We start from the raw sequence: 19,598 nt of genomic DNA, 5'->3' as shown, positions 1-19,598 counted from the left end.
TGAAAGAGGGCGATCGAGCGTGTCGAACCAGGTGACCGGCGTCAGCGGCGACGGGGGGTTCGGAGCCAATTCCTGGCTCGTGGAAGAGCTCTACGAGCAGTTCAAGGTGAACCGCGACTCCGTCGACAAGGAGTGGTGGCCGATCCTCGAGAAGTACCACTCCGAGGCAGGAGCCGGCGCCACGCAGGCCGCACCGCCCGCTGAGGCCTCCGCTGCCCACCCCGTGACGGCGCCCATCCCCGTCATCGGAGCTCAGCCGGTGGCGCGCACCACCGCCAAGCCCGCGGTCGCCGCGCCCATCCCCGCGCAGGCCCCGAAGCCGGCCGCCAAGGAGGCGGAGGAGTCCGCCGAGGAGGACAAGGTCACGCCGCTGCGCGGCCTCCCCAAGACCCTCGCCGCCAACATGGACGAGTCGCTCACCGTCCCCACCGCGACCAGCGTCCGCACGGTCCCGGCGAAGCTGATGATCGACAACCGCATCGTCATCAACAACCACATGGCGCGCACCCGCGGCGGCAAGATCAGCTTCACCCACCTGATCGGCTGGGCGCTCATCCGCACGCTCGACGAGTTCCGCAGCCAGAACGTCTTCTACGCCGAGGTCGACGGCAAGCCGTCGGTGGTCGCCCCGGCGCACGTGAACCTCGGGATCGCGATCGACCTGCCCAAGCCCGACGGCACCCGCGCGCTCATGGTCCCGAGCATCAAGCGCGCCGACACCATGACGTTCTCCGAGTACCTCGTGGCCTACGAGGACCTCGTCACCCGAGCGCGGAACAACAAGCTCACGGCCGCCGACTTCCAGGGCACGACGGTCTCGCTCACCAACCCGGGCGGCATCGGCACCGTGCACTCCGTGCCGCGCCTCATGAAGGGCCAGGGCTGCATCATCGGCGCCGGCGCCCTCGAGTACCCCGCCGAGTTCCAGGGCGCGAGCGAGAAGACGCTCAACGAGCTCGCGATCGGCAAGACCATCACGCTCACCAGCACCTACGACCACCGCGTGATCCAGGGCGCCGGCTCGGGCGAGTTCCTCAAGAAGGTGCACGAGCTGCTGATCGGGCAGCGCGGCTTCTACGACGACATCTTCGCCGCGCTCCGCATCCCGTACGCGCCGATCCGCTGGAACCCCGACATCGCGGTCGACCTGGCCGAGCGCGTCGACAAGCAGTCCCGCGTGCAGGAGCTCATCAACTCCTACCGCGTGCGCGGTCACCTGATGGCGGACATCGACCCGCTCGAGTACCAGCAGCGCTCGCACCCCGACCTGGAGATCGAGAGCCACGGACTCACCTTCTGGGACCTCGACCGCGAGTTCGTCACCGGCGGCTTCGGCGGCCGGCGCATCGCGAAGCTCCGCGACATCCTGGGCGTCCTGCGCGACTCGTACTGCCGCACGCTCGGCATCGAGTACATGCACATCCAGGACCCGGAGCAGCGACGCTGGTTCCAGGAGAAGGTCGAGGTCAAGTACCAGAAGCCGGGCCACGACGAGCAGCTGCGCGTGCTGCGCAAGCTCAACGAGGCCGAGGCCTTCGAGACTTTCCTGCAGACGAAGTTCGTCGGCCAGAAGCGCTTCTCGCTCGAGGGCGGCGAGTCGCTCGTCCCCCTTCTCGACGAGATCCTGCAGGGTGCGGCGACCGCCGGACTCGAGGGCGCGGCCATCGGCATGGCTCACCGCGGACGCCTGAACGTGCTCACGAACATCGCAGGCAAGACCTACGGCCAGGTGTTCCAGGAGTTCGAGGGTCTGCAGACCCCGGGCAACCAGCGCGGCTCCGGCGACGTCAAGTACCACCTCGGCACGCAGGGCACCTTCATCGCCGATGACGGGTCGGAGCTTCCCGTCTACCTCGCCGCGAACCCCTCGCACCTCGAGACCGTCGACGGCGTGCTCGAGGGCATCGTCCGCGCCAAGCAGGACCGCAAGCCGATCGGCACGTTCACCTGGCTGCCGATCCTCGTGCACGGCGACGCCGCGTTCGCGGGCCAGGGCGTCGTGGTCGAGACCCTGCAGATGTCGCAGCTGCGCGGCTACCGCACCGGCGGCACGATCCACGTCGTCGTCAACAACCAGGTCGGCTTCACGACCCTCCCGAACGACTCGCGCACCTCGGTGTACGCCACCGACGTCGCCAAGACGATCCAAGCACCCGTCTTCCACGTGAACGGCGACGACCCCGAGGCGGTCATCCACGTCGCGCAGCTCGCGTTCGAGTACCGCGAGCGCTTCCACCGCGATGTCGTGATCGACCTCGTGTGCTACCGCCGCCGCGGTCACAACGAGGGCGACGACCCCTCGATGACGCAGCCGCTCATGACCGACCTGATCCAGGCGAAGCGCTCGGTGCGCAAGCTGTACACCGAGTCCCTCGTGGGTCGCGGTGACATCACCGAGGAGGAGTACGACGAGGCCAAGGCCGACTTCCAGAACCGTCTGGAGATCGCCTTCGCCGAGACGCACGCCGCCGAGACGGGGGCGACCCCGATCGCGCACGACCTCCCCGCGGTCGACGAGCAGCTCGGCGAGCCGGAGGTCACGGGCGTCCCGACCGAGGTCATCCAGCTCATCGGCGACGCGTTCGTGAACAAGCCCGAGGGCTTCACGGTGCACTCCAAGCTCCAGCAGCAGCTCGAGAAGCGTCTCGACATGAGCCGCAACGGCAACATCGACTGGGGCTTCGGCGAGCTCCTCGCCTTCGGGTCCCTGCTCGTCGAGGGCACCCCGGTGCGCCTCGCCGGTCAGGACTCGCGTCGCGGCACGTTCGTGCAGCGCCACGCGACCCTGCACGACCGGGCGAACGGCCAGGAGTGGCTGCCCCTGTCGAACCTGTCCGAGTCGCAGGGCCGCTTCTTCGTGTACGACTCGCTCCTGAGCGAGTACGCGGCGCTCGGCTTCGAGTACGGCTACTCGGTCGAGGCGCCCGAGGCCCTCGTGCTGTGGGAGGCCCAGTTCGGCGACTTCGTCAACGGCGCCCAGTCGGTCATCGACGAGTACATCTCCGCCGCCGAGCAGAAGTGGGGCCAGCAGTCGAGTGTGACCCTGCTGCTCCCCCACGGCTATGAGGGCCAGGGGCCCGACCACTCGTCGTCCCGCATCGAGCGCTTCCTGCAGCTGTGCGCGCAGGACAACATGATCGTCGCTCGCCCCTCGACGCCCGCGTCGTACTTCCACCTGCTGCGTCGCCAGGCATACGCCCGTCCGCGCAAGCCGCTCATCGTCTTCACCCCGAAGGCCATGCTGCGTCTGCGCGGGGCGACGAGCCCGGTCGAGGCGTTCACGCAGGGCCGCTTCGAGCCCGTCATCGATGACGACCGCGGTCTCGACCGCGCCGCCGTCAAGCGGGTCCTCGTCCACTCGGGCAAGGTCCACTGGGACCTGCGCTCCGAGCTCGAGAAGAACCCGAACCCCGCGGTCGCCCTCGTGCGCCTCGAGCAGCTGTACCCGACGCCGATCGACGCGCTGAAGGCCATCACCGACTCGTACCCGAACGCCGAGCTCGTATGGGTGCAGGAGGAGCCGGAGAACCAGGGCGCCTGGCCCTTCCTGGCCCTCGCGTTCGCGGACGTGCCCGGCGATCGTACCTTCCGTCCGATCGCGCGCGCGGCGTCTGCCTCGCCGGCGACCGGCTCGTCCAAGGTGCACGCGGCCGAGCAGGCGACCCTGATCCGCGAGGCGCTCACGCTCAGCTGAGACAGCGCGACACGACGAAGGGCCCCGATCATCGCGATCGGGGCCCTCCGTCGTGCGGGAGCAGCGCTCCGCGAGCTCAGTACCAGATGTCGAGCACGGGTGCGGGCAGGCTCACGAATGCGCGGTCGAGTGCGGCGATCGTGTCCGGAGCGGCCACGATCCGTCCGGCTCCGAAGAGGGATGCCGCGCGCACGCCCCCCACGTAGATCGAGGACAGGGCGGACACGTCGAGCTCGGCATCCGGGGTACCGCCCTCGACCGCCTCCACCTCGGCGGCTCCCGTCGCGTCGACGCGGAGCCGCCAGTCGCCCGTCGTGAATCCGAGCGGATCGGTCACGCGCAGCACGAGATCGACCGGCGCGGAGTAGCGCCGAGCCGTGAGGGCGGAGCGCACGTCGAGGATGCGCAGCCACCCGTGGTCGTGCACGGTCTGCGTGACGCCGCGCTGGTCGTGCACGAGCCACGGGAGGGCGTCGTCGAGCGGACGGAGGTCGGCCTCCACGCGGTCGACGAGGTCGTGCTGCAGGGCGAAGCGCCACAGCGCGGCCGACGCCTCCGCCGTCTCGGCCACGAGCAGGCGCACCCGCAGCGTGTGTCGCCACGCGGCGTCCCCCGTGCCCTCCGCCAGGGTGTACGCGATCGCGCCGCGGACCTCGCCCGCGGTGTCACGGTAACGGACGCCGCGCACGCGGTCGCGGTCCGTGTCGGCGGGGGCGAGCCCGGACATCTGCTCCCAGCGCGCCGTCCACCCCGGTATCTGTCCCGACCGGGAGCCCCGCGCCCGCTCGTGCACGGCGCCGAGCTCCGCCGCGAGGGTCTCCCGATCGATGTACTCGAGGCGACCGGGAGCGACCGGGGCCGTCCACCCGGCGCGGCGGGTGTCGACGGCGACGCGGGCGACGGGAACAGCCGCGCCGAAGCCGTAGCGCCCGTAGATCGTCGCCTCCGACACGGTGAGGCCGGCCATCGGGACCCCGGCGGAGGCCGCGGCGCGCAGCTCGCCCTCGAGGAGTGCGCGGGCGATGCCCCGACGGCGATGCGTCGCGGAGACCGTGACACCGCTGATGGCCCACATCGGGAGCTCTCCCCCGCCGGGAAGCGTCAGCGGCGTCACCCACGAGTCGACGGTCGCGACGGGGCGTCCGTCGGGTGCGGCCCCGTCGAACACGCCGATGTTGCGGCGGGACTCGAACGTCGGGGTGCCGAAGGCGAGCGCCTCCGCGGTCTGCTCGGGTCCGAGGAAGCCCCGGGACACGGCGCGCTGGAACGACTCGGACTCCGCGGCGTCGGTCGTGTCGATCACCCGGTAGTCGAGTCCGTCGGTCGACAGACGGTCGGCGGAGGCAGGGTCTGCGGGGATCTCGCGTGCGTCGATGAGCGTCATGAGACCACCCTACGGGTGCGTGCCGACGTCCTCCGTCGGGACGGCGGGTGGACTAGTGCTGCGCGGCCTGGACCTCGCGCAGTCGCGCGAACACCTGGTCGCGCAGCTCCTCCGGAGCCGTCTCCTTGCACGCGCGAGCCACGACCTCGGTGAGGGTCTTCGCGACGAGCGCCTCGTCCCGGCAGGACGGGCAGTTCTCGAGGTGCTCGCGGATCTCGGAATGCTCGGTCTTGCACACCTCGTTGCGGAGGTACTCCTCCAGATCCTGGCGGGCCTTGTCGCAGCCGCAGTCGCTCATTTCCTGCTCCTCGTGTCGGCCGCGGAGATTCCCCGCTCCGCGGCATAATCAGCCAGCAGCTCCCGCAGCATCCGCCTGCCTCGATGCAGGCGGCTCATCACGGTGCCGATGGGCGTCTTCATGATGTCGGCGATCTCCTGGTAGGCGAATCCCTCGACGTCGGCGAGGTACACCGCCAGCCGGAAGTCCTCCGGGACAGCCTGCAGCGCGTCCTTCACGACGGATGCGGGCATGTGGTCGATCGCCTCGGCCTCGGCCGATCGGCTGTGCGAGGCCGTGGTCGACTCCGCGCCGCCGAGCTGCCAGTCCTCAAGCTCGTCGATCGTCCCTTGGAACGGCTCGCGCTGCTTCTTGCGATAGATGTTGATGTACGTGTTGGTGAGGATCCGGTACAGCCACGCCTTGAGGTTCGTGCCCTGCGAGAACGTCGACCAGGAGCCGTACGCCTTCACGAAGGTCTCCTGCACGAGATCGGCGGCGTCGGCCGGGTTGCGGGTCATGCGCATGGCGGCGGCGTACAGCTGGTCCATGAACGGGAGTGCCTGCTCCTCGAACTCCCGTCGAGGGTCGCTGACCGTGCCTGCGGGTGCGGTGTCATCCATCACCGGCCAGTCTAGGCCGCCGAGGCGCACTGATTCGCGTTCCAGCGTGGCGAGCATGCTCTCTCTTTCGGTCTCGAGATCGCGCCGTTCGGTCGGGCGGCGACTCGTCTTTACTAAGGTGGGAACCGATGAGCGCTGACAGGTATTCCCCCGCACCGGTCCGCGGCGCCTACACGGCCCCGACCGCCACCGACGCCGTGCACGCCACCGTGACGATCCCGGGCTCGAAGTCGCTCACGAACCGCGAGCTCATCATCGCCGCGATCGCCGACGGCCCCGGTCGTCTCGTCGCGCCGCTGCACTCCGACGACTCCCGTCGCATGGTCGACGCACTGCGCGCTCTGGGCGTGGGGATCGAGGAGGTCGAGGGCACCGGGGAGTTCGGTCCGGACCTCGTCGTGACACCCGCCAAGCTCGTCGGCGGCACCACGGTCGACTGCGGTCAGGCGGGCACCGTCATGCGCTTCATCGCCCCGCTCGCGGGCCTCGCCGCGCACGACGTGCACCTCACCGCGCACGAGACCGCGCTGCACCGTCCGATGGGCGGGCTCATCACGGCGCTCCGCGACCTCGGAGTCGACATCGACGACGAAGGCACCTGGGCCCTGCCGTTCACGATCCGCGGCCACGGTCGGATCATGGGCGGCCGCGTGGAGATCGACGCCTCGGCATCGAGCCAGTTCGTGTCGGGACTCCTCCTCGCCGCGCCGCGCTTCGACGTGGGGCTGCATCTCGTGCACACGGGAGAGCACCTGCCGAGCCTCCCGCACATCGACATGACGATCGAGGCGCTCAGCCGCCGCGGCATCCGCATCGAAAGACCCGCTCACGGTGAATGGCTCGTCGAGGCGGGAGTGCCCCGCGCCAAGGAGATCGCGATCGAGCCCGATCTGTCGAACGCCGCACCCTTCCTCGGTGCGGCGCTCGTCGCGGGAGGATCCGTCTCGGTCCCCGGCTGGCCCGTGCACTCGACGCAGCCCGGTGCGCTGCTGCCTGAGATCCTTCAGGCGCTGGGGGCGCACGTCGGCCGGCACAGCGGCACGCTCACCGTCAAGGCGGGCGCCGAGATCCGCGGCCTCGACATGGATCTGTCCGCGGCCAGCGAGCTCACCCCGACGCTCGTCGGCCTCGCCGCCTTCGCCTCGGGGCCGACGACCATCCGCGGCATCGGCCACATCCGCCTGCACGAGACCGACCGCATCGCGGCGCTGATCGCGAACCTGCGCGCGCTGGGCGGCGAGGCCGAGGAGCTGCCCGACGGTCTGCGGATCATCCCGCGCCCGCTGCACGGCGGGACCTGGAAGGCGTACCACGACCACCGCATGGCGACGACCGGCGCTCTGATCGGACTCCGGGTCCCCGGAGTCGAGATCGACGACATCGGCACCACCGCGAAGACGCTCCCCGAGTTCACGCTGCTGTGGGAGCGGATGCTGCGAGGCGCATCCGCGTGAGCTGGCTCGACGACGCCGACGACCTCGAGGACGACTACGAGGACTACGACGAGAGCAGCATCCGCAGCCGTCCGAACCCGAAGGCCAATCGTCCGCGCACCAAGCGCCGCCCCGCCCACGACGACGCCCGGATCGGCCGAGTCCTGGGCGTGGACCGCGGTCGCTATTCCGTGATGATCGACGAGGACGGACCCGACGAGCGCACGATCACCGCGGCCAGGGCGCGAGAGCTGCGCCGGACGCCGATCGTCACCGGCGACCGGGCACGCGTCGTCGGCGACACGTCGGGCGACGAGGGCACGCTGGGGCGCATCGTCGGCATCGTCGACCGCACCTCGCTCCTGCGGCGCAGCGCCGACGACACCGACCAGGTGGAACGCGTGATCGTCGCGAACGCCGACCAGATGCTCGTCGTGGTCGCGGCCGCCGATCCGGAGCCGCGCGCCCGTCTGGTCGATCGCTACCTCGTCGCGGCGCTGGACGCCGGCATCCGTCCCCTGCTCGTCGTGACCAAGACCGACCTCGCCGACCCCGCCGCCTTCCTCTCGCATTTCGACGGCCTGGACCTCCGTGTGTTCACGAGTGCTCGCGAGGAGATGCCGGTCGACGAGATCGGCGCCGCGCTCGTGGGGCACTCGACCGTGTTCGTCGGCCATTCCGGCGTGGGCAAATCGACCCTCGTGAACGCACTGGTGCCGACCGCGCTGCGCGCAACGGGCCACGTCAACCACGTCACCGGGCGCGGACGCCACACCTCCTCGTCGACCGTCTCGCTCAGATACGAGGGCCCCGAGGGGTCGGGGTGGGTCATCGACACCCCCGGAGTCCGCTCGTTCGGCCTCGGGCACGTCGACCCCGCGAACATCCTCGCCGCGTTCACCGAACTGGCCGCGATCGCCCAGAACTGCCCCCGCGGCTGCACGCATCTCGCCGATGCCCCCGATTGCGCCCTGATCGAGGCCGCGCAGCGCGGGGAGCTCGGCGAGACGGGCCTGGCCCGGCTGGATTCGCTGCAGCGGCTGCTCCAGACCTTCGCGGACAAGGCGGAGCAGACGCCCGGCCGATAGGCTGAAGGCGTGACTGTGCGCCTGGAACCCGGAACCGCTGCCCCCGACTTCGCCCTCCTCGACCAGGACGGCGACACCGTCCGTCTCGCGGATCTCCGCGGCGACAGGATCGTGCTGTACTTCTACCCCGCCGCGATGACTCCCGGATGCACGACGCAGGCCTGCGACTTCCGCGACAGCATCTCCTCGCTGCAGGGCGCCTGCTACCGCGTGATCGGCGTCTCGCGCGACGAGCCCGCGAAGCTGCGCGAGTTCCGCGAGCGCGACGGCCTCACCTTCACGCTGCTCAGCGACCCCGACCACGCCGTGCATCTCGCCTACGGCGCGTGGGGCGAGAAGATGAACTACGGCAAGGTCGTCGAGGGCGTGCTGCGCTCGACGTTCGTGATCGACGAGGACGGCGTCCTCACCCTCGCCCAGTACAACGTCAAGGCCACGGGACACGTCGCCCGGCTGCGCAAGCAGCTCGGCATCGACGCCTGAGGCGCACCGCTCCGGCGTCGCCTACTCCGACGGCTCGGAGTTCTCGGCGCGGGTCGCGGCGATCAGCAGGGCGAAGCACACCAGACCCGGTACGCCCGCGGCGAGCGTGAACACCCACTGCACGGGCTGGATCGTGAGCGAGGCGAAAGCCAGAGCGACCGCGAGCACCTGGAAGACGACGCCGCCCGAGCGCGCCCAGGAGCGCCCCATCCGCGTCCCGATCGCGAAGGCGACGAGAGCGACGGCACCGAGGAGCGTGAGCACGATGAGCGCGATCGCGGTCGGCAGCGATGCGGCATCCCCCGAGCCCAGTCCCACGATCTCGATGAGGGCGAACACGATCAGCGCGAGAGCCTCGAGGGCGAGGATCGCGGCGGCGGCGAGAGCCGGGATCGGTGAGCGCACGTTGTCTCCTGAGAATCGAATGAGAAGCGAAGAAACCCTTGATTTCGCCTGGTTCATGTAACAGAATAGACAGCGTCATGTGCTCCCACAGCGGCGTGGGGCGGGCTTCGTGCCCGCATCACAGAATGCGGGCAACCGTCCGTATCTCAACAGGGTAGCTGAACCCGAACTGCGACCCGAAATCCGAGTCATCGCGCTGCGAAGACTCACAAGTCCCACACCGAGGAGCCCCCTATGGATTGGCGCGACAAGGCCGCCTGTTTGACTGTCGACCCCGAGCTTTTCTTCCCTGTCGGGAACACCGGCCCGGCCGTCGACCAGATCGAGAAGGCGAAGACCGTCTGCGCCACCTGCACGGTGACCGAGATCTGCCTGCAGTACGCCCTCGAGACCAGCCAGGACTCGGGCGTGTGGGGCGGCCTCTCCGAGGACGAGCGTCGCGCTCTGAAGCGCCGCGCCGCACGCGCACGACGCGCCTCCTGACATCGACGCGAAAGCGGCCCGAGATCCGATCTCGGGCCGCTTTTCCGTGTCCGGTGATCCGGCGTCGTCAGGCGGTGAGCCAGCGCAGCGGGATGTCGATCACGACCTCCGTGCCCTCGCCCTCGCTCCCCCGCCACTCGATCGAGCCGCTCAGCTCGCCCTGGATGAGGGTACGGATGATCTGTGTTCCCAGCCCCTGACCGATGCGCCCCTCCGGCAGTCCATGCCCCGTGTCGCGCACGGTGACGCGGAGGTTCTCCTCGGTGCGGGCGGCGTCGATCGTGACGATGCCCTCCTGCCCGGCGAGGCCGTGCTCGACCGCGTTGGTCACGACCTCGGTCAGCGCGAGGGCGAGAGGGGTGGCGTACTCGCTCGGCAGAACGCCGAAGCGCCCGGTCGACTGCGTGCGGGCGCGCGTGTTCGGCGCGGACGCGACCTCGGCCACGAGCTTGAGCACCCGATGGAACACCTCGTCGAAGTCCACCTTCTGCGTCAGTCCCTGCGCGAGGGTGTCGTGCACGACCGCGATGGCGTCCACTCGTCGCATGGCCTGCGTCAAGGCGTCTCGGGCCTCGTCGGAGTGCGTGCGCCGCGCCTGGATCCGCAGCAGCGACGCCACGGTCTGCAGGTTGTTCTTGACGCGGTGGTGGATCTCGCGGATCGTCGCGTCCTTGGTGATCAGCTCCTGCTCCTGATGGCGGAGCTCCGAGACGTCGCGGCACAGGACGATCGCGCCGATCCGCGTGCCGTGGTCCTTGAGCGGGATCGCGCGGAGCGACACGGTGACGCCGCGCGCCTCGATGTCCGTGCGCCACGGAGCGCGGCCGGTGACCACCACGGGGAGGGATTCGTCGACCTGGCGCGACGGCGGGACCAGACGGGTCGTGACCTCGGCCAGCGACTCCCCCTCGAGCTCGTCGTCGAACCCCATGCGGTTGAACGCGGAGAGCGCGTTCGGGCTCGCGAACGTCGTGATGCCGTCGACGTCGATGCGGATGAGACCGTCCGAGGCGCGTGGCGCGCCGCGACGCGGAGACGTCGGCGCCGCGAGGTCGGGAAAGCTCCCGTCCGCGATCATGCGGAACAGGTCGTTCGCGCACTCGTCGAACGTGATCTGCTGACGCGACGGCGTGCGCGCCTCTCCGAGGTTGGTGTGTCGCGTCACGACGCCGATGACCGACGGGGCACGTTCCGCGCCGCCGCGCACGTTGACGATCGGGACGGCCCGCACCCGGGTCGGGGTCTCCTCGAACCAGTCCGGCGAGGAGGAGTCGACGATCTCGGCGGAGTCGAAGGCGCCCTGCACCTGCGTGCGCCACTGCGGGCGGACCCGCTCCCCCACGATGTCGCGGTAGAACAGGGTGGCCGCACCGCTCGGACGCGCATGCGCGACCGCGATGAACGTTCCGTCGTCGGTCTGCACCCACACGACGATGTCGGCGGAGGCCAAGTCGGCCAAGAGCTGGCCGTCACCGGCGAGTCGATGGAGCCATTCGACGTCGTTGTCGGTCAGGCGGCCCTGGGCATGGGCGAGATCAGTGAGGGTTGACACCCTTCCAGCCTAGAGCGCGGAGCCTCAGAGGATGGCCAGCGACGTCGAGCGCCACCGGCGATCGAGTCCCTCCAGGCGGATGGCGACGGCCCTGGTGCGGCCGGGGCCCGCGACGACGACGACCGCCTCGACGATGCCGTCCGCCGGCTCGGACACGCGGATCGTCAGGATGTCGAAGGTCGGCCGCGTCGGCGGCACGCCCCGTGCGCTGCGCGCCCGTGCCGAGAGGTTCGCCCGTGTCACGAGACTGCGATAGGCGTCCTCGCTGAACCACCGGGCGAGCTGGTCCACCTCCCTGATGCCGGCGAGGACCTCGAGGACTCCCCGCGTGAGACTGCGCAGCAGCGGCTGCGGGTCGGGCAGTTCGAGACGCGGCGTGGGCTGGGGGCCGAAGTACTCGTGAAGCGACATCTGAGGCTCTCTCCGTCCGGGGAACTGCCGTCAGTAGAGCACGCGGATCGGGCCCCGATCGGCGCTCCCCGACAAGTGTGTGGATAACTCGTATGCGCCGTCGGGGCGGTCGCCTACGGTGTCTCAGGTGCACTGGGATCGTCTGTTCGAAGACCTCGAAGGTCAGCTCGCCTCGGAGTGGGAGAGCGAGCGCGCGGCTCTGGATGCCGAGTCCGAGCGGCTCCGCATCTCCCGCCTCGATCTGCGCGATCGGCTGCGCGTGCTCAGCGCCTCCGGATCCGCCGCCGCGGTCGACCTCGCCGGCTGCGGGCGCCTCCGGGTGCGGCTGCAGGCGCTGGGAGCCGACTGGACGGCGATGGCGCTCACCGAGTCGGACGGGGCGCCGCGTGCCCGGGCGACCCGGATCGTGCCGCTGCACGCGATCCGCGGCATCGGAGTCGATCACGGACAGCTGCTCTCGAGCCTCGACGGCGGCGATCCGGATCATCGGATGCTGCGGGAGAGGATGACGCTCGGCTTCGTGCTGCGCGACCTCGCACGCCGACGGGCGCCGGTGCGCGTCTTCCGGATCGGGGAGTCAGAGCTGCACGGGACGATCGACCGGGCCGGAGCAGATCACCTCGACCTCGCGGTGCACGACGCCGGCGCTCCGCGGGCCGTCGGGTCGGTGCACGGATTCTGTGTCATCCCGTTCGCCGCTCTCAGCGGCGTGCAGATCGCCGGCGATCACACGCCCTGAGTCCGCGCGCTGCCCCAGAGCTCGGGGAAGCTTGCCTCGTTCGCCTGGCGCCACAGCGCCATCCGCCGTGCTTCCTCCGTCTGCGCGGCGAGGTACTCCGCCAGACTCGGCTCCTCGATCCGCCATCGTGGCGGCGAACCGAGGCGGGCGCCCTGCAGGCGCCCCTGGTACACCAGCTCGACGACCTCGTCGACCTCGATCCCGAGCATCTCGGCGACCTGCGCAGGCGCGAGGAATCGCACAGCGGGTGCCGACGGCTCAGACATGCCCCCATTCTCCCTCCGACCGGACGACGCGTCGCGAAGCGCCTCGCGGTGTGGATAACTCGCGAGGAGCACCGCCGAAATCTGTTTGCATGTCCCGCATGACCCTCTTCTCACGCCCTCGGCGCGCCTTCTGGGCCGACCTCCGCTTCGTCATCGGCCTCGTGCTGATCGCCGCCTCGATCACGGGCGTCTGGGTCGTGGTGTCGTCCGCCGGGACCACGACGTCCGTCTTCCAGACGACCCGCACGATCGTGCAGGGCGAGGTGCTCACGGCCGATGACCTGCGCACCGTCGAGGTGAACCTCGCCGTCCTCGCCGACGACTACCTCTCCCCCGCGACGCTCCGCGAGGGCGTGGTGGCCGCACGCACGCTGGGCGCGGGCGAGCTGGTCCCCCGGTCGTCCCTGGCCGATGCGGAGGCGCGCCGCACGACGACGATCGTGGTCTCGAGCAGCACCGGAGTACCGCAGGAGGTCGGCGCGGGCAGCGTGGTGGAGCTCTGGGAGACGCCCGCGCCGCCGGAGGATGCCGAAGCCATTGCCCCGCCGCGCGTGCTGGTCGGCGATGCGATCGTGCACGCGCTGGTCGAGGACGACGGAGTCCTCTCCGGCGGGCCGACGGGCGTGGAGCTCGTGATCGACCGCGGCGCCGTCACCGATGTGCTCGCGGCGATCGCCGCGGGTGCGGACCTGTCGATCGTCCCGGTCGGCTCTGCCCGATGACCACGGTGCTGATCGGACTTCCCGAGCCACGTGCCGGCGTCCTGGCCGCCGAACTGGAGCTCGAGGGCGTGACGGCCGTCGTCGCCCCTCTCGACGCACTGGTCGCCCGACTCGCGGATGCCGACGCCGTCGTCGTCCCGGCCCGACGCGAACTCCTGACGCCCGCCTTCATCCTGGCCTGCGACCGTGCATCCGTGCGAGTCGTCCCGGTGGGCGACCACGACAGCCGGATGCTCGCGCGGCACGGCCTCGCCGCGACGCTCACCGAGGGCGCGAGCGGCTGGGAGGTGCTCGAGGTCCTGCGGGAACCGGATCCGCCGTCGCCTCCGGCGTCCGCAGAGGACCATCGCATCATCGTCGTCTGGGGCCCGCACGGCGCACCGGGACGGTCGACTGTCGCGATCCAGCTGGCGGTCGAGCTCACCAGACGCGGACGTCGGACGGCCCTCGTCGATGCCGACACGGTCGCGCCGTCGATCGCCCTCCTGCTGGGACTGAGCGACGACTCCCCGGGGATCGCCGCAGCCTGCCGACGGGCGGAGATGGGCGCGCTCGACGAGGCGGAGCTCCTCCGGCTCTCGGCCACCGTGTCCACGAGCGCGGGAGCGCTCGCCGTCCTCAGCGGGATCAACCGCCCGTCGAGGTGGCCCGAGCTCTCGGCCGAGCGACTGCGCGCCGCACTGCGGGCGAGTCGCTCCTGGGTCGAGGACTGCGTGGTCGACGTGTCCGGTGCGGTCGACGCCGACGACGAGGTGACGTTCGACATCACCGGGCCTCGCCGACACGCGGCCACGACGTCGGCGCTGGCCGAGGCGGACGCCGTGATCGCCGTCGTGACCGCTGATCCCGTGGGGATCAGCCGATTCCTCCGCGATCACTCCGAGTTGCGCCGCCTCACCGGGAACGCTCCGCTGACGATTCTCATCAACAAGGTGAGACCGGGTCCGCTCGGCTTCGACGTCCGCGGTCAGATACGACGGACGCTCGAGCGGTTCGCGGGGGTCACAGACGTGTCGTTCCTGCCGCTCGACCACCGCGCCACGGACGCCGCGCTGTTGCACGCCCGGCCGCCCTCCGACGTCTCGCCGCGCTCGGCGTTCGTCGCCGCGGTGCGTCGTGTCGCCCTCAGGCTGACGCCCGGCGCCGAGCCGACTACTGCCGGTAGCTCGAGAGGAAGTTCCCGAGGCGCTCGACGGCCTCGGCGAGAACGCGGGGCTCCGGAAGCGTGACGATGCGCAGGTGATCGGGCGTCGCCCAGTTGAACCCGGTGCCCTGCACGAGCAGGATGTGCTCGGACACGAGCAGGTCGTAGACGAGCTTCGCGTCGTCCCTGATCTCGTGCACGTTCGGGTCCAGTCGCGGGAACGCGTACAGCGCTCCCTGGGGCTTGACGCAGGACACACCGGGGATCGCCTCGAGGCCCTCCCACGCGATGTCGCGCTGCTCGTGCAGACGCCCCGTGGGGGCGATGAGCGCGTCGATCGACTGCACGCCCCCGAGCGCGGCCTGCACCGCGTGCTGCGAGGGGACGTTCGGGCAGAGGCGCGTCGAGGCGAGGAGCGTGATGCCCTCCAGGAAACCCTTGGCGTGCGACTGCGGGCCGGTGATGACGAGCCAGCCCGAGCGGTATCCGGCGACGCGGTACGTCTTGGACAGGCCGTTGAACGTCAGGCAGAGCAGGTCGGGCGCGAGGGTCGCCGTGGGGATGTGCACGGCGTCGTCGAAGAGGATGCGGTCGTAGATCTCGTCCGACAGCAGCAGGAGCTCGTGCTCGCGCGCGATCTGGACCATGCCCTCAAGGATCTCCCTCGAGTACACGACGCCCGTCGGATTGTTCGGGTTGATGATCACCATCGCCTTGGTGCGCGGTGTGATCTTCGAGCGGATGTCCTCGAGGTCGGGCTGCCACTCATCGTCCTCGTCGCAGACGTAGTGCACGGGGGTGCCGCCGGCCAGGCTCGTCATGGCCGTCCACAGCGGGTAGTCGGGGGCCGGGATCAGAACCTCGTCGCCCTCGTCGAGCAGGGCCTGCATGGTCATCGTGATGAGCTCGGAGACTCCGTTGCCGAGGAAGACGTCCTCCGGATCGAAGCGCGGGAAGCCCTCGATCTGCTCATAGCGGCTCACGACCGCGCGTCGTGCCGAGACGATGCCCTTGCTGTCGCTGTAGCCGTGCGCGGTGGGGAGCGCCGCGAGCATGTCGTGCACGATCTGGTGAGGAGCCTCGAAGCCGAAGATGGCCGGGTTCCCGGTGTTGAGCTTGAGGATGCGGTGCCCCTCCGCCTCGAGCCGCGCCGCCTCGACGAGCGTGTTTCCACGGATCTCGTACAGGACGTTCTTGAGCTTCGACGACTGGTCGAAGTGGCGCGATGGTGTCATTGCGCAAGCCTACAGGGACGCGAAGAGGGCCAATCCTCGCGGACTGGCCCTCTCGGTGACGCGCCTTGCGGCGTGCGCTACTTCTTCTTCTTGGACTGCGCTCGACGCTGCTCACGGTTCCCGGCGGCCGGAGCCTCGGCATCCGTCCGCTGCCCGAACGCACCACGAGGGGCCTCCTGCGGAGCCTCCTCCTGCGAGGCGCTCTGCGCACGTGCGGCGGCCTGACGCAGACGGTCCGTGGCCGCCTGCTGCACCTGACCGCGCTCGTTGCGGACCTCGACCTCGCCGGCGTCGTTGGCCGCCGAGTACTCGAGCCGCTGCTCGCCGGCGCCGTCGGACAGCCCCTTGGCCTCGACCTCCGCCGTCTCGGAGTCGCCCGCGCGACGCACCTCGACCTCGAGGTTGTAGAGGTAGCCGACCGACTCCTCCTTGATCTGCCCCATCATCGACTGGAACATCGCATAGCCCTCACGCTGGTACTCGATGAGCGGGTCGCGCTGAGCCATGGCCCGGAGGCCGATGCCGTCCTTGAGGTAGTCCATCTCGTACAGGTGGTCGCGCCAGCGGCGGTCGAGGACCTGCAGCACGACGCGGCGCTCGAGCTCGCGGGTCGCGGCCTCGCCGAGAGACTCCTCACGCGTCTCGTACGCGATCTTCGCGTCGGACAGCAGCTCGCGCGCCAGGCCGTCGGCCGTGATGCCGCCCTTGCGGTCGGCCGCCTCGGACACGACCTCGTCGATCGTGACGCTCACCGGGTACAGGGTCTTGAGCTCGGTCCACAGGGCGTCGAAGTCCCAGCTCTCGTTGTGGCCCTCGCCGGTGTGGTCCCGCACGACGCCGCCGATGGCGTCCTCGATGAAGTGCTGGACACGGTCGGCGATGTCGTCGCCCTGGAGCATGTGGCGGCGGTCGGCGTAGATCGCCTCGCGCTGACGGTTGAGGACGTCGTCGTACTTGAGCACGTTCTTGCGCATCTCGGCGTTGCGCGCCTCGACCTGCGACTGCGCGCTGCGGATCGCGCGCGACACGAGGCCCGACTCGATCGGCACGTCGTCCGGGAAGTTCGTGCGCGACAGGATCGCCTCGGCCGCACCGGACTGGAACAGACGCATGAGGTCGTCGGTGAGGCTCAGGTAGAAGCGGCTCTCGCCCGGGTCTCCCTGACGACCGGAGCGTCCGCGCAGCTGGTTGTCGATGCGGCGGGACTCGTGGCGCTCGGTGCCGAGGACGTAGAGGCCACCGGCCTCCTGCACCTTCGTCGCCTCCTCGGCGACGACCGACTTCATGGCCTCGTACGCCTCGTCCCAGGCGACCTCGTACTCCTCGGGGGTCTCGACGGGGTCGAGGCCCTTGCTCTTGAGCTCCTGCACCGCGAGGAACTCGGCGTTGCCGCCGAGCATGATGTCGGTGCCTCGACCGGCCATGTTGGTCGCGACCGTGACCGCGCCCAGGCGGCCGGCACGGGCGACGATCTCCGCCTCACGGGCGTGGTTCTTCGCGTTGAGGACCTCGTGCTTGACGCCCTTCTTGGCGAGGAGGCGCGACAGGTACTCGCTCTTCTCGACGCTCACGGTTCCGACCAGCACGGGCTGACCTGCCGCGTGACGCTCGGCGATGTCCTCGACGACCTGCGCGAACTTCGCCGTCTCGTTCTTGTACACGAGGTCGGACTGGTCCTTGCGGATCATCGGACGGTTCGTGGGGATCGGGATCACGCCGAGCTTGTACGTCGACATGAACTCGGCGGCCTCGGTCTCGGCGGTACCGGTCATGCCGGCGAGCTTGTCGTAGAGACGGAAGTAGTTCTGCAGCGTGACGGTCGCGAGGGTCTGGTTCTCGGCCTTGACCGGCACGCCCTCCTTGGCCTCGATCGCCTGGTGGATGCCCTCGTTGTAGCGGCGCCCCACGAGGATGCGACCCGTGTGCTCGTCGACGATCATCACCTCGTCGTTCATCACGACGTAGTCGGTGTCCTTCTTGAACAGCGCGAGCGCCTTGATGGAGTTGTTGAGGAACGAGATGAGCGGCGTGTTCGCCGACTCGTACAGATTGTCGATGCCGAGGTAGTCCTCGACCTTCTCGATGCCGGGCTCGAGCACGCCGACCGTGCGCTTCTTCTCGTCGACCTCGTAGTCCTCGCCCGCCTCGAGCGTGCGGGCGATCTTCGCGAACTCGGCGAACCACCGGTTGGCCTCGCCCGAGGACGGCCCCGAGATGATGAGCGGCGTGCGCGCCTCGTCGATGAGGATCGAGTCGACCTCGTCGACGATCGCGAAGAAGTGCTCGCGCTGGACGAGGTCCTCCTTGCGCCACGCCATGTTGTCGCGGAGGTAGTCGAAGCCGAACTCGTTGTTCGTGCCGTACGTGATGTCGGCCGCGTACTGCTCGCGGCGGACGGCGGGAGTCTGACCGGACACGATGATGCCCGTCGTCATGCCGAGCGCGCGGAAGACACGGCCCATGAGCTCGGCCTGGTAGCTCGCGAGGAAGTCGTTCACCGTGATGATGTGCACGCCCTCGCCCGCGATCGCATTGAGGTACGCGGGGAACGTCGCGACGAGGGTCTTGCCCTCACCGGTCTTCATCTCGGCGATGTTGCCGAGGTGCAGGGCGGCGCCGCCCATGATCTGGACGTCGTAGGCGCGCATTCCCAGCGTGCGCTTGGCCGCTTCGCGGACGGCCGCGAACGCCTCGGGCATGAGCTGATCGAGGGTCTCGCCCTTCTCGAACCGGGCACGCAGCTCGGTGGTCTCGTTGCGCAGCTCCTCGTCCGTGAGCTTCGAGATGTCCTCTTCCAGCGCGTTGACGGCCTTCACCACCTGATTCAGGCGACGGATGACCCGTCCCTCGCCGGCGCGCAGCAGCTTCTCAAGAGGATTGGCCACAGATGTCATCTCCCTGTCGATGGGTCCGGCGGCGCCGTCGGTTCAGGCGTCGCGCCAGGCATACCTTGTCATGTTACCGGGCCGTGACCTGCGCGTCGGCTGCATGGCGCGCCGTCGCGCCGTTTCCCGGTATGCATATAGTGGTCCTCGACTCCAGGAGGTCCCATGTCCGTGCGACAGAGCCTGCTCGCGATCCTCGCCCAGGGACCGTGTTACGGCCATCAGCTGCGTCACGAGTTCGATCGACGCACGGGGTCGGTGTGGCCGCTCAACGTCGGGCAGATCTACAACACGCTCGAACGCCTCGAGCGCGACGGCTTCGTGCAGCGCGGAGCCGCGGACGCGCAGGGACACGTCTACTGGGAGATCACGGCGGCGGGGGCTGACGACGTCGACCGCTGGCTCCTCTCACCCGTCGCCCGCGGGGCGTCCACCCGCGACGAGCTCGCGATCAAGATCTCGGTCGCCGTCACGCTCCCTGGCACCGACGCCGCCACGGTCATCGACCGTCAGCGAGAGGAGAGCGAAGCGCGACTGCGGCGTCTCCGCGGACTCCGGGCCGACCGCGACGACGCGGACGCCGAAGGCCTGGCGTACTCGTTCGTGACCGACTCGCTGATCTTCGCCGCCGAGGCCGAGCTGCGCTGGCTCGATCACGTGAGCGCCCGCCTCACCCGGCATCCGCAGCATGCCCTCGCCCTCGAGCTCGACTCCGAGCGCCCCAAGCGCGGACGTCCCGCCCGGATCGCGAGCGCCGTCCTGATCTGATCCCCG

General features: G+C 69.8%; 18 protein-coding genes. 9 read left to right on the top strand and 9 right to left on the bottom strand.

Annotated elements, in window-relative coordinates:
- Positions 1–19: 19 nt before the first annotated feature.
- Complete coding sequence (locus ACIPY8_RS07590; protein WP_400816627.1) at positions 20–3,694, top strand: multifunctional oxoglutarate decarboxylase/oxoglutarate dehydrogenase thiamine pyrophosphate-binding subunit/dihydrolipoyllysine-residue succinyltransferase subunit; 3,675 nt, start codon at positions 20–22, stop codon at positions 3,692–3,694.
- 76 nt (positions 3,695–3,770) lie between these two features.
- Here ACIPY8_RS07590 and ACIPY8_RS07585 read toward each other — a convergent pair whose 3' ends face one another.
- The 3 genes from ACIPY8_RS07585 to ACIPY8_RS07575 are packed head-to-tail and all read right to left on the bottom strand — an operon-like array spanning position 3,771 to position 6,035.
- Complete coding sequence (locus tag ACIPY8_RS07585) at positions 3,771–5,078, bottom strand: GNAT family N-acetyltransferase (protein ID WP_400816625.1); 1,308 nt, start codon at positions 5,076–5,078, stop codon at positions 3,771–3,773.
- 52 nt (positions 5,079–5,130) lie between these two features.
- Positions 5,131–5,376 carry a zf-HC2 domain-containing protein gene (locus ACIPY8_RS07580; protein ID WP_050721337.1) on the bottom strand — a complete coding sequence of 82 codons (246 nt, stop codon included), beginning with the start codon at positions 5,374–5,376 and terminating at the stop codon, positions 5,131–5,133.
- On the bottom strand, positions 5,373–6,035 hold the full coding sequence (locus ACIPY8_RS07575) for a sigma-70 family RNA polymerase sigma factor (protein ID WP_400816623.1): 663 nt from the start codon (positions 6,033–6,035) through the stop codon (positions 5,373–5,375). The genes ACIPY8_RS07580 and ACIPY8_RS07575 overlap by 4 nt, the downstream gene beginning before the upstream one ends.
- A gap of 71 nt (positions 6,036–6,106) precedes the next feature.
- On the opposite strand from ACIPY8_RS07575, the gene aroA reads away from it, so the two are divergent.
- The 3 genes from aroA to bcp are packed head-to-tail and all read left to right on the top strand — an operon-like array spanning position 6,107 to position 8,982.
- Positions 6,107–7,432 (top strand): 3-phosphoshikimate 1-carboxyvinyltransferase, encoded by a 1,326-nt coding sequence (gene aroA, locus ACIPY8_RS07570; protein WP_400816621.1) that lies wholly within the window; start codon positions 6,107–6,109, stop codon positions 7,430–7,432.
- A complete protein-coding gene (gene rsgA / locus ACIPY8_RS07565) occupies positions 7,429–8,499 on the top strand; it encodes a ribosome small subunit-dependent GTPase A (RefSeq protein ID WP_400816619.1) in 1,071 nt (356 codons plus the stop codon). The genes aroA and rsgA overlap by 4 nt, the downstream gene beginning before the upstream one ends.
- Positions 8,500–8,508: 9 nt before the next feature.
- Positions 8,509–8,982, top strand: coding sequence for a thioredoxin-dependent thiol peroxidase (gene bcp, locus ACIPY8_RS07560; protein WP_400816618.1), 474 nt, complete (start codon positions 8,509–8,511; stop codon positions 8,980–8,982).
- A gap of 21 nt (positions 8,983–9,003) precedes the next feature.
- Here the strand turns inward: bcp and ACIPY8_RS07555 are convergent, their stop codons facing one another.
- The gene (locus ACIPY8_RS07555) at positions 9,004–9,387 is read right to left on the bottom strand and encodes a hypothetical protein (protein ID WP_400816616.1); all 384 of its coding nucleotides are present in this window, start codon (positions 9,385–9,387) and stop codon (positions 9,004–9,006) included.
- Between the two features lie 234 nt (positions 9,388–9,621).
- On the opposite strand from ACIPY8_RS07555, the gene ACIPY8_RS07550 reads away from it, so the two are divergent.
- Positions 9,622–9,870 (top strand): WhiB family transcriptional regulator, encoded by a 249-nt coding sequence (locus ACIPY8_RS07550; protein WP_017203224.1) that lies wholly within the window; start codon positions 9,622–9,624, stop codon positions 9,868–9,870.
- A gap of 67 nt (positions 9,871–9,937) precedes the next feature.
- Here the strand turns inward: ACIPY8_RS07550 and ACIPY8_RS07545 are convergent, their stop codons facing one another.
- Positions 9,938–11,422, bottom strand: a complete 1,485-nt coding sequence (locus tag ACIPY8_RS07545; RefSeq protein ID WP_400816615.1) for a sensor histidine kinase — start codon at positions 11,420–11,422, stop codon at positions 9,938–9,940.
- Between the two features lie 24 nt (positions 11,423–11,446).
- A complete protein-coding gene (locus ACIPY8_RS07540) occupies positions 11,447–11,833 on the bottom strand; it encodes an Rv3235 family protein (RefSeq protein WP_400816613.1) in 387 nt (128 codons plus the stop codon).
- A gap of 127 nt (positions 11,834–11,960) precedes the next feature.
- Between ACIPY8_RS07540 and ACIPY8_RS07535 the strand changes: the two genes are divergently transcribed.
- Positions 11,961–12,572, top strand: coding sequence for a hypothetical protein (locus ACIPY8_RS07535; protein WP_400816611.1), 612 nt, complete (start codon positions 11,961–11,963; stop codon positions 12,570–12,572).
- Here ACIPY8_RS07535 and ACIPY8_RS07530 read toward each other — a convergent pair.
- Complete coding sequence (locus ACIPY8_RS07530) at positions 12,560–12,838, bottom strand: helix-turn-helix domain-containing protein (RefSeq protein ID WP_400816609.1); 279 nt, start codon at positions 12,836–12,838, stop codon at positions 12,560–12,562. The two genes, ACIPY8_RS07535 and ACIPY8_RS07530, sit on opposite strands and share 13 nt — an antisense overlap.
- A gap of 89 nt (positions 12,839–12,927) precedes the next feature.
- Between ACIPY8_RS07530 and ACIPY8_RS07525 the strand changes: the two genes are divergently transcribed.
- Both ACIPY8_RS07525 and ACIPY8_RS07520 read left to right on the top strand, forming a co-directional pair.
- Positions 12,928–13,560, top strand: coding sequence for an SAF domain-containing protein (locus ACIPY8_RS07525; protein ID WP_400816607.1), 633 nt, complete (start codon positions 12,928–12,930; stop codon positions 13,558–13,560).
- Entirely contained in the window at positions 13,557–14,789 is a 1,233-nt protein-coding gene (locus ACIPY8_RS07520; RefSeq protein ID WP_400816605.1) for a CpaE family protein, read from the top strand. The genes ACIPY8_RS07525 and ACIPY8_RS07520 overlap by 4 nt, the downstream gene beginning before the upstream one ends.
- Here the strand turns inward: ACIPY8_RS07520 and ACIPY8_RS07515 are convergent.
- The gene (locus tag ACIPY8_RS07515) at positions 14,713–15,939 is read right to left on the bottom strand and encodes a pyridoxal phosphate-dependent aminotransferase (RefSeq protein WP_400816604.1); all 1,227 of its coding nucleotides are present in this window, start codon (positions 15,937–15,939) and stop codon (positions 14,713–14,715) included. The two genes, ACIPY8_RS07520 and ACIPY8_RS07515, sit on opposite strands and share 77 nt — an antisense overlap.
- A gap of 77 nt (positions 15,940–16,016) precedes the next feature.
- Positions 16,017–18,824 (bottom strand): preprotein translocase subunit SecA, encoded by a 2,808-nt coding sequence (secA, locus tag ACIPY8_RS07510; RefSeq protein ID WP_400816602.1) that lies wholly within the window; start codon positions 18,822–18,824, stop codon positions 16,017–16,019.
- 165 nt (positions 18,825–18,989) lie between these two features.
- On the opposite strand from secA, the gene ACIPY8_RS07505 reads away from it, so the two are divergent.
- On the top strand, positions 18,990–19,592 hold the full coding sequence (locus ACIPY8_RS07505; RefSeq protein ID WP_400816600.1) for a PadR family transcriptional regulator: 603 nt from the start codon (positions 18,990–18,992) through the stop codon (positions 19,590–19,592).
- Positions 19,593–19,598: the final 6 nt, after the last annotated feature.

Source organism: Microbacterium sp. NPDC089696, assembly GCF_044749125.1.
Lineage (GTDB): Bacteria > Actinomycetota > Actinomycetes > Actinomycetales > Microbacteriaceae > Microbacterium.
The sequence above is the reverse complement of the archived record's forward strand: the minus strand, read 5'-3'. Positions and strand labels throughout refer to the sequence as shown.

Coding starts and splice junctions, on each gene's coding strand:
- ACIPY8_RS07580 (WP_050721337.1), bottom strand. CDS start 5,376: ATGAGCGACTGCGGCTGCGACAAGGCCCGCCAGGATCTGGAGGAGTAC.
- ACIPY8_RS07505 (WP_400816600.1), top strand. CDS start 18,990: ATGTCCGTGCGACAGAGCCTGCTCGCGATCCTCGCCCAGGGACCGTGT.
- ACIPY8_RS07530 (WP_400816609.1), bottom strand. CDS start 12,838: ATGTCTGAGCCGTCGGCACCCGCTGTGCGATTCCTCGCGCCTGCGCAG.
- ACIPY8_RS07575 (WP_400816623.1), bottom strand. CDS start 6,035: ATGCTCGCCACGCTGGAACGCGAATCAGTGCGCCTCGGCGGCCTAGAC.
- ACIPY8_RS07550 (WP_017203224.1), top strand. CDS start 9,622: ATGGATTGGCGCGACAAGGCCGCCTGTTTGACTGTCGACCCCGAGCTT.
- ACIPY8_RS07515 (WP_400816604.1), bottom strand. CDS start 15,939: ATGACACCATCGCGCCACTTCGACCAGTCGTCGAAGCTCAAGAACGTC.
- ACIPY8_RS07525 (WP_400816607.1), top strand. CDS start 12,928: ATGTCCCGCATGACCCTCTTCTCACGCCCTCGGCGCGCCTTCTGGGCC.
- ACIPY8_RS07520 (WP_400816605.1), top strand. CDS start 13,557: ATGACCACGGTGCTGATCGGACTTCCCGAGCCACGTGCCGGCGTCCTG.
- aroA (WP_400816621.1), top strand. CDS start 6,107: ATGAGCGCTGACAGGTATTCCCCCGCACCGGTCCGCGGCGCCTACACG.
- ACIPY8_RS07585 (WP_400816625.1), bottom strand. CDS start 5,078: ATGACGCTCATCGACGCACGCGAGATCCCCGCAGACCCTGCCTCCGCC.
- ACIPY8_RS07540 (WP_400816613.1), bottom strand. CDS start 11,833: ATGTCGCTTCACGAGTACTTCGGCCCCCAGCCCACGCCGCGTCTCGAA.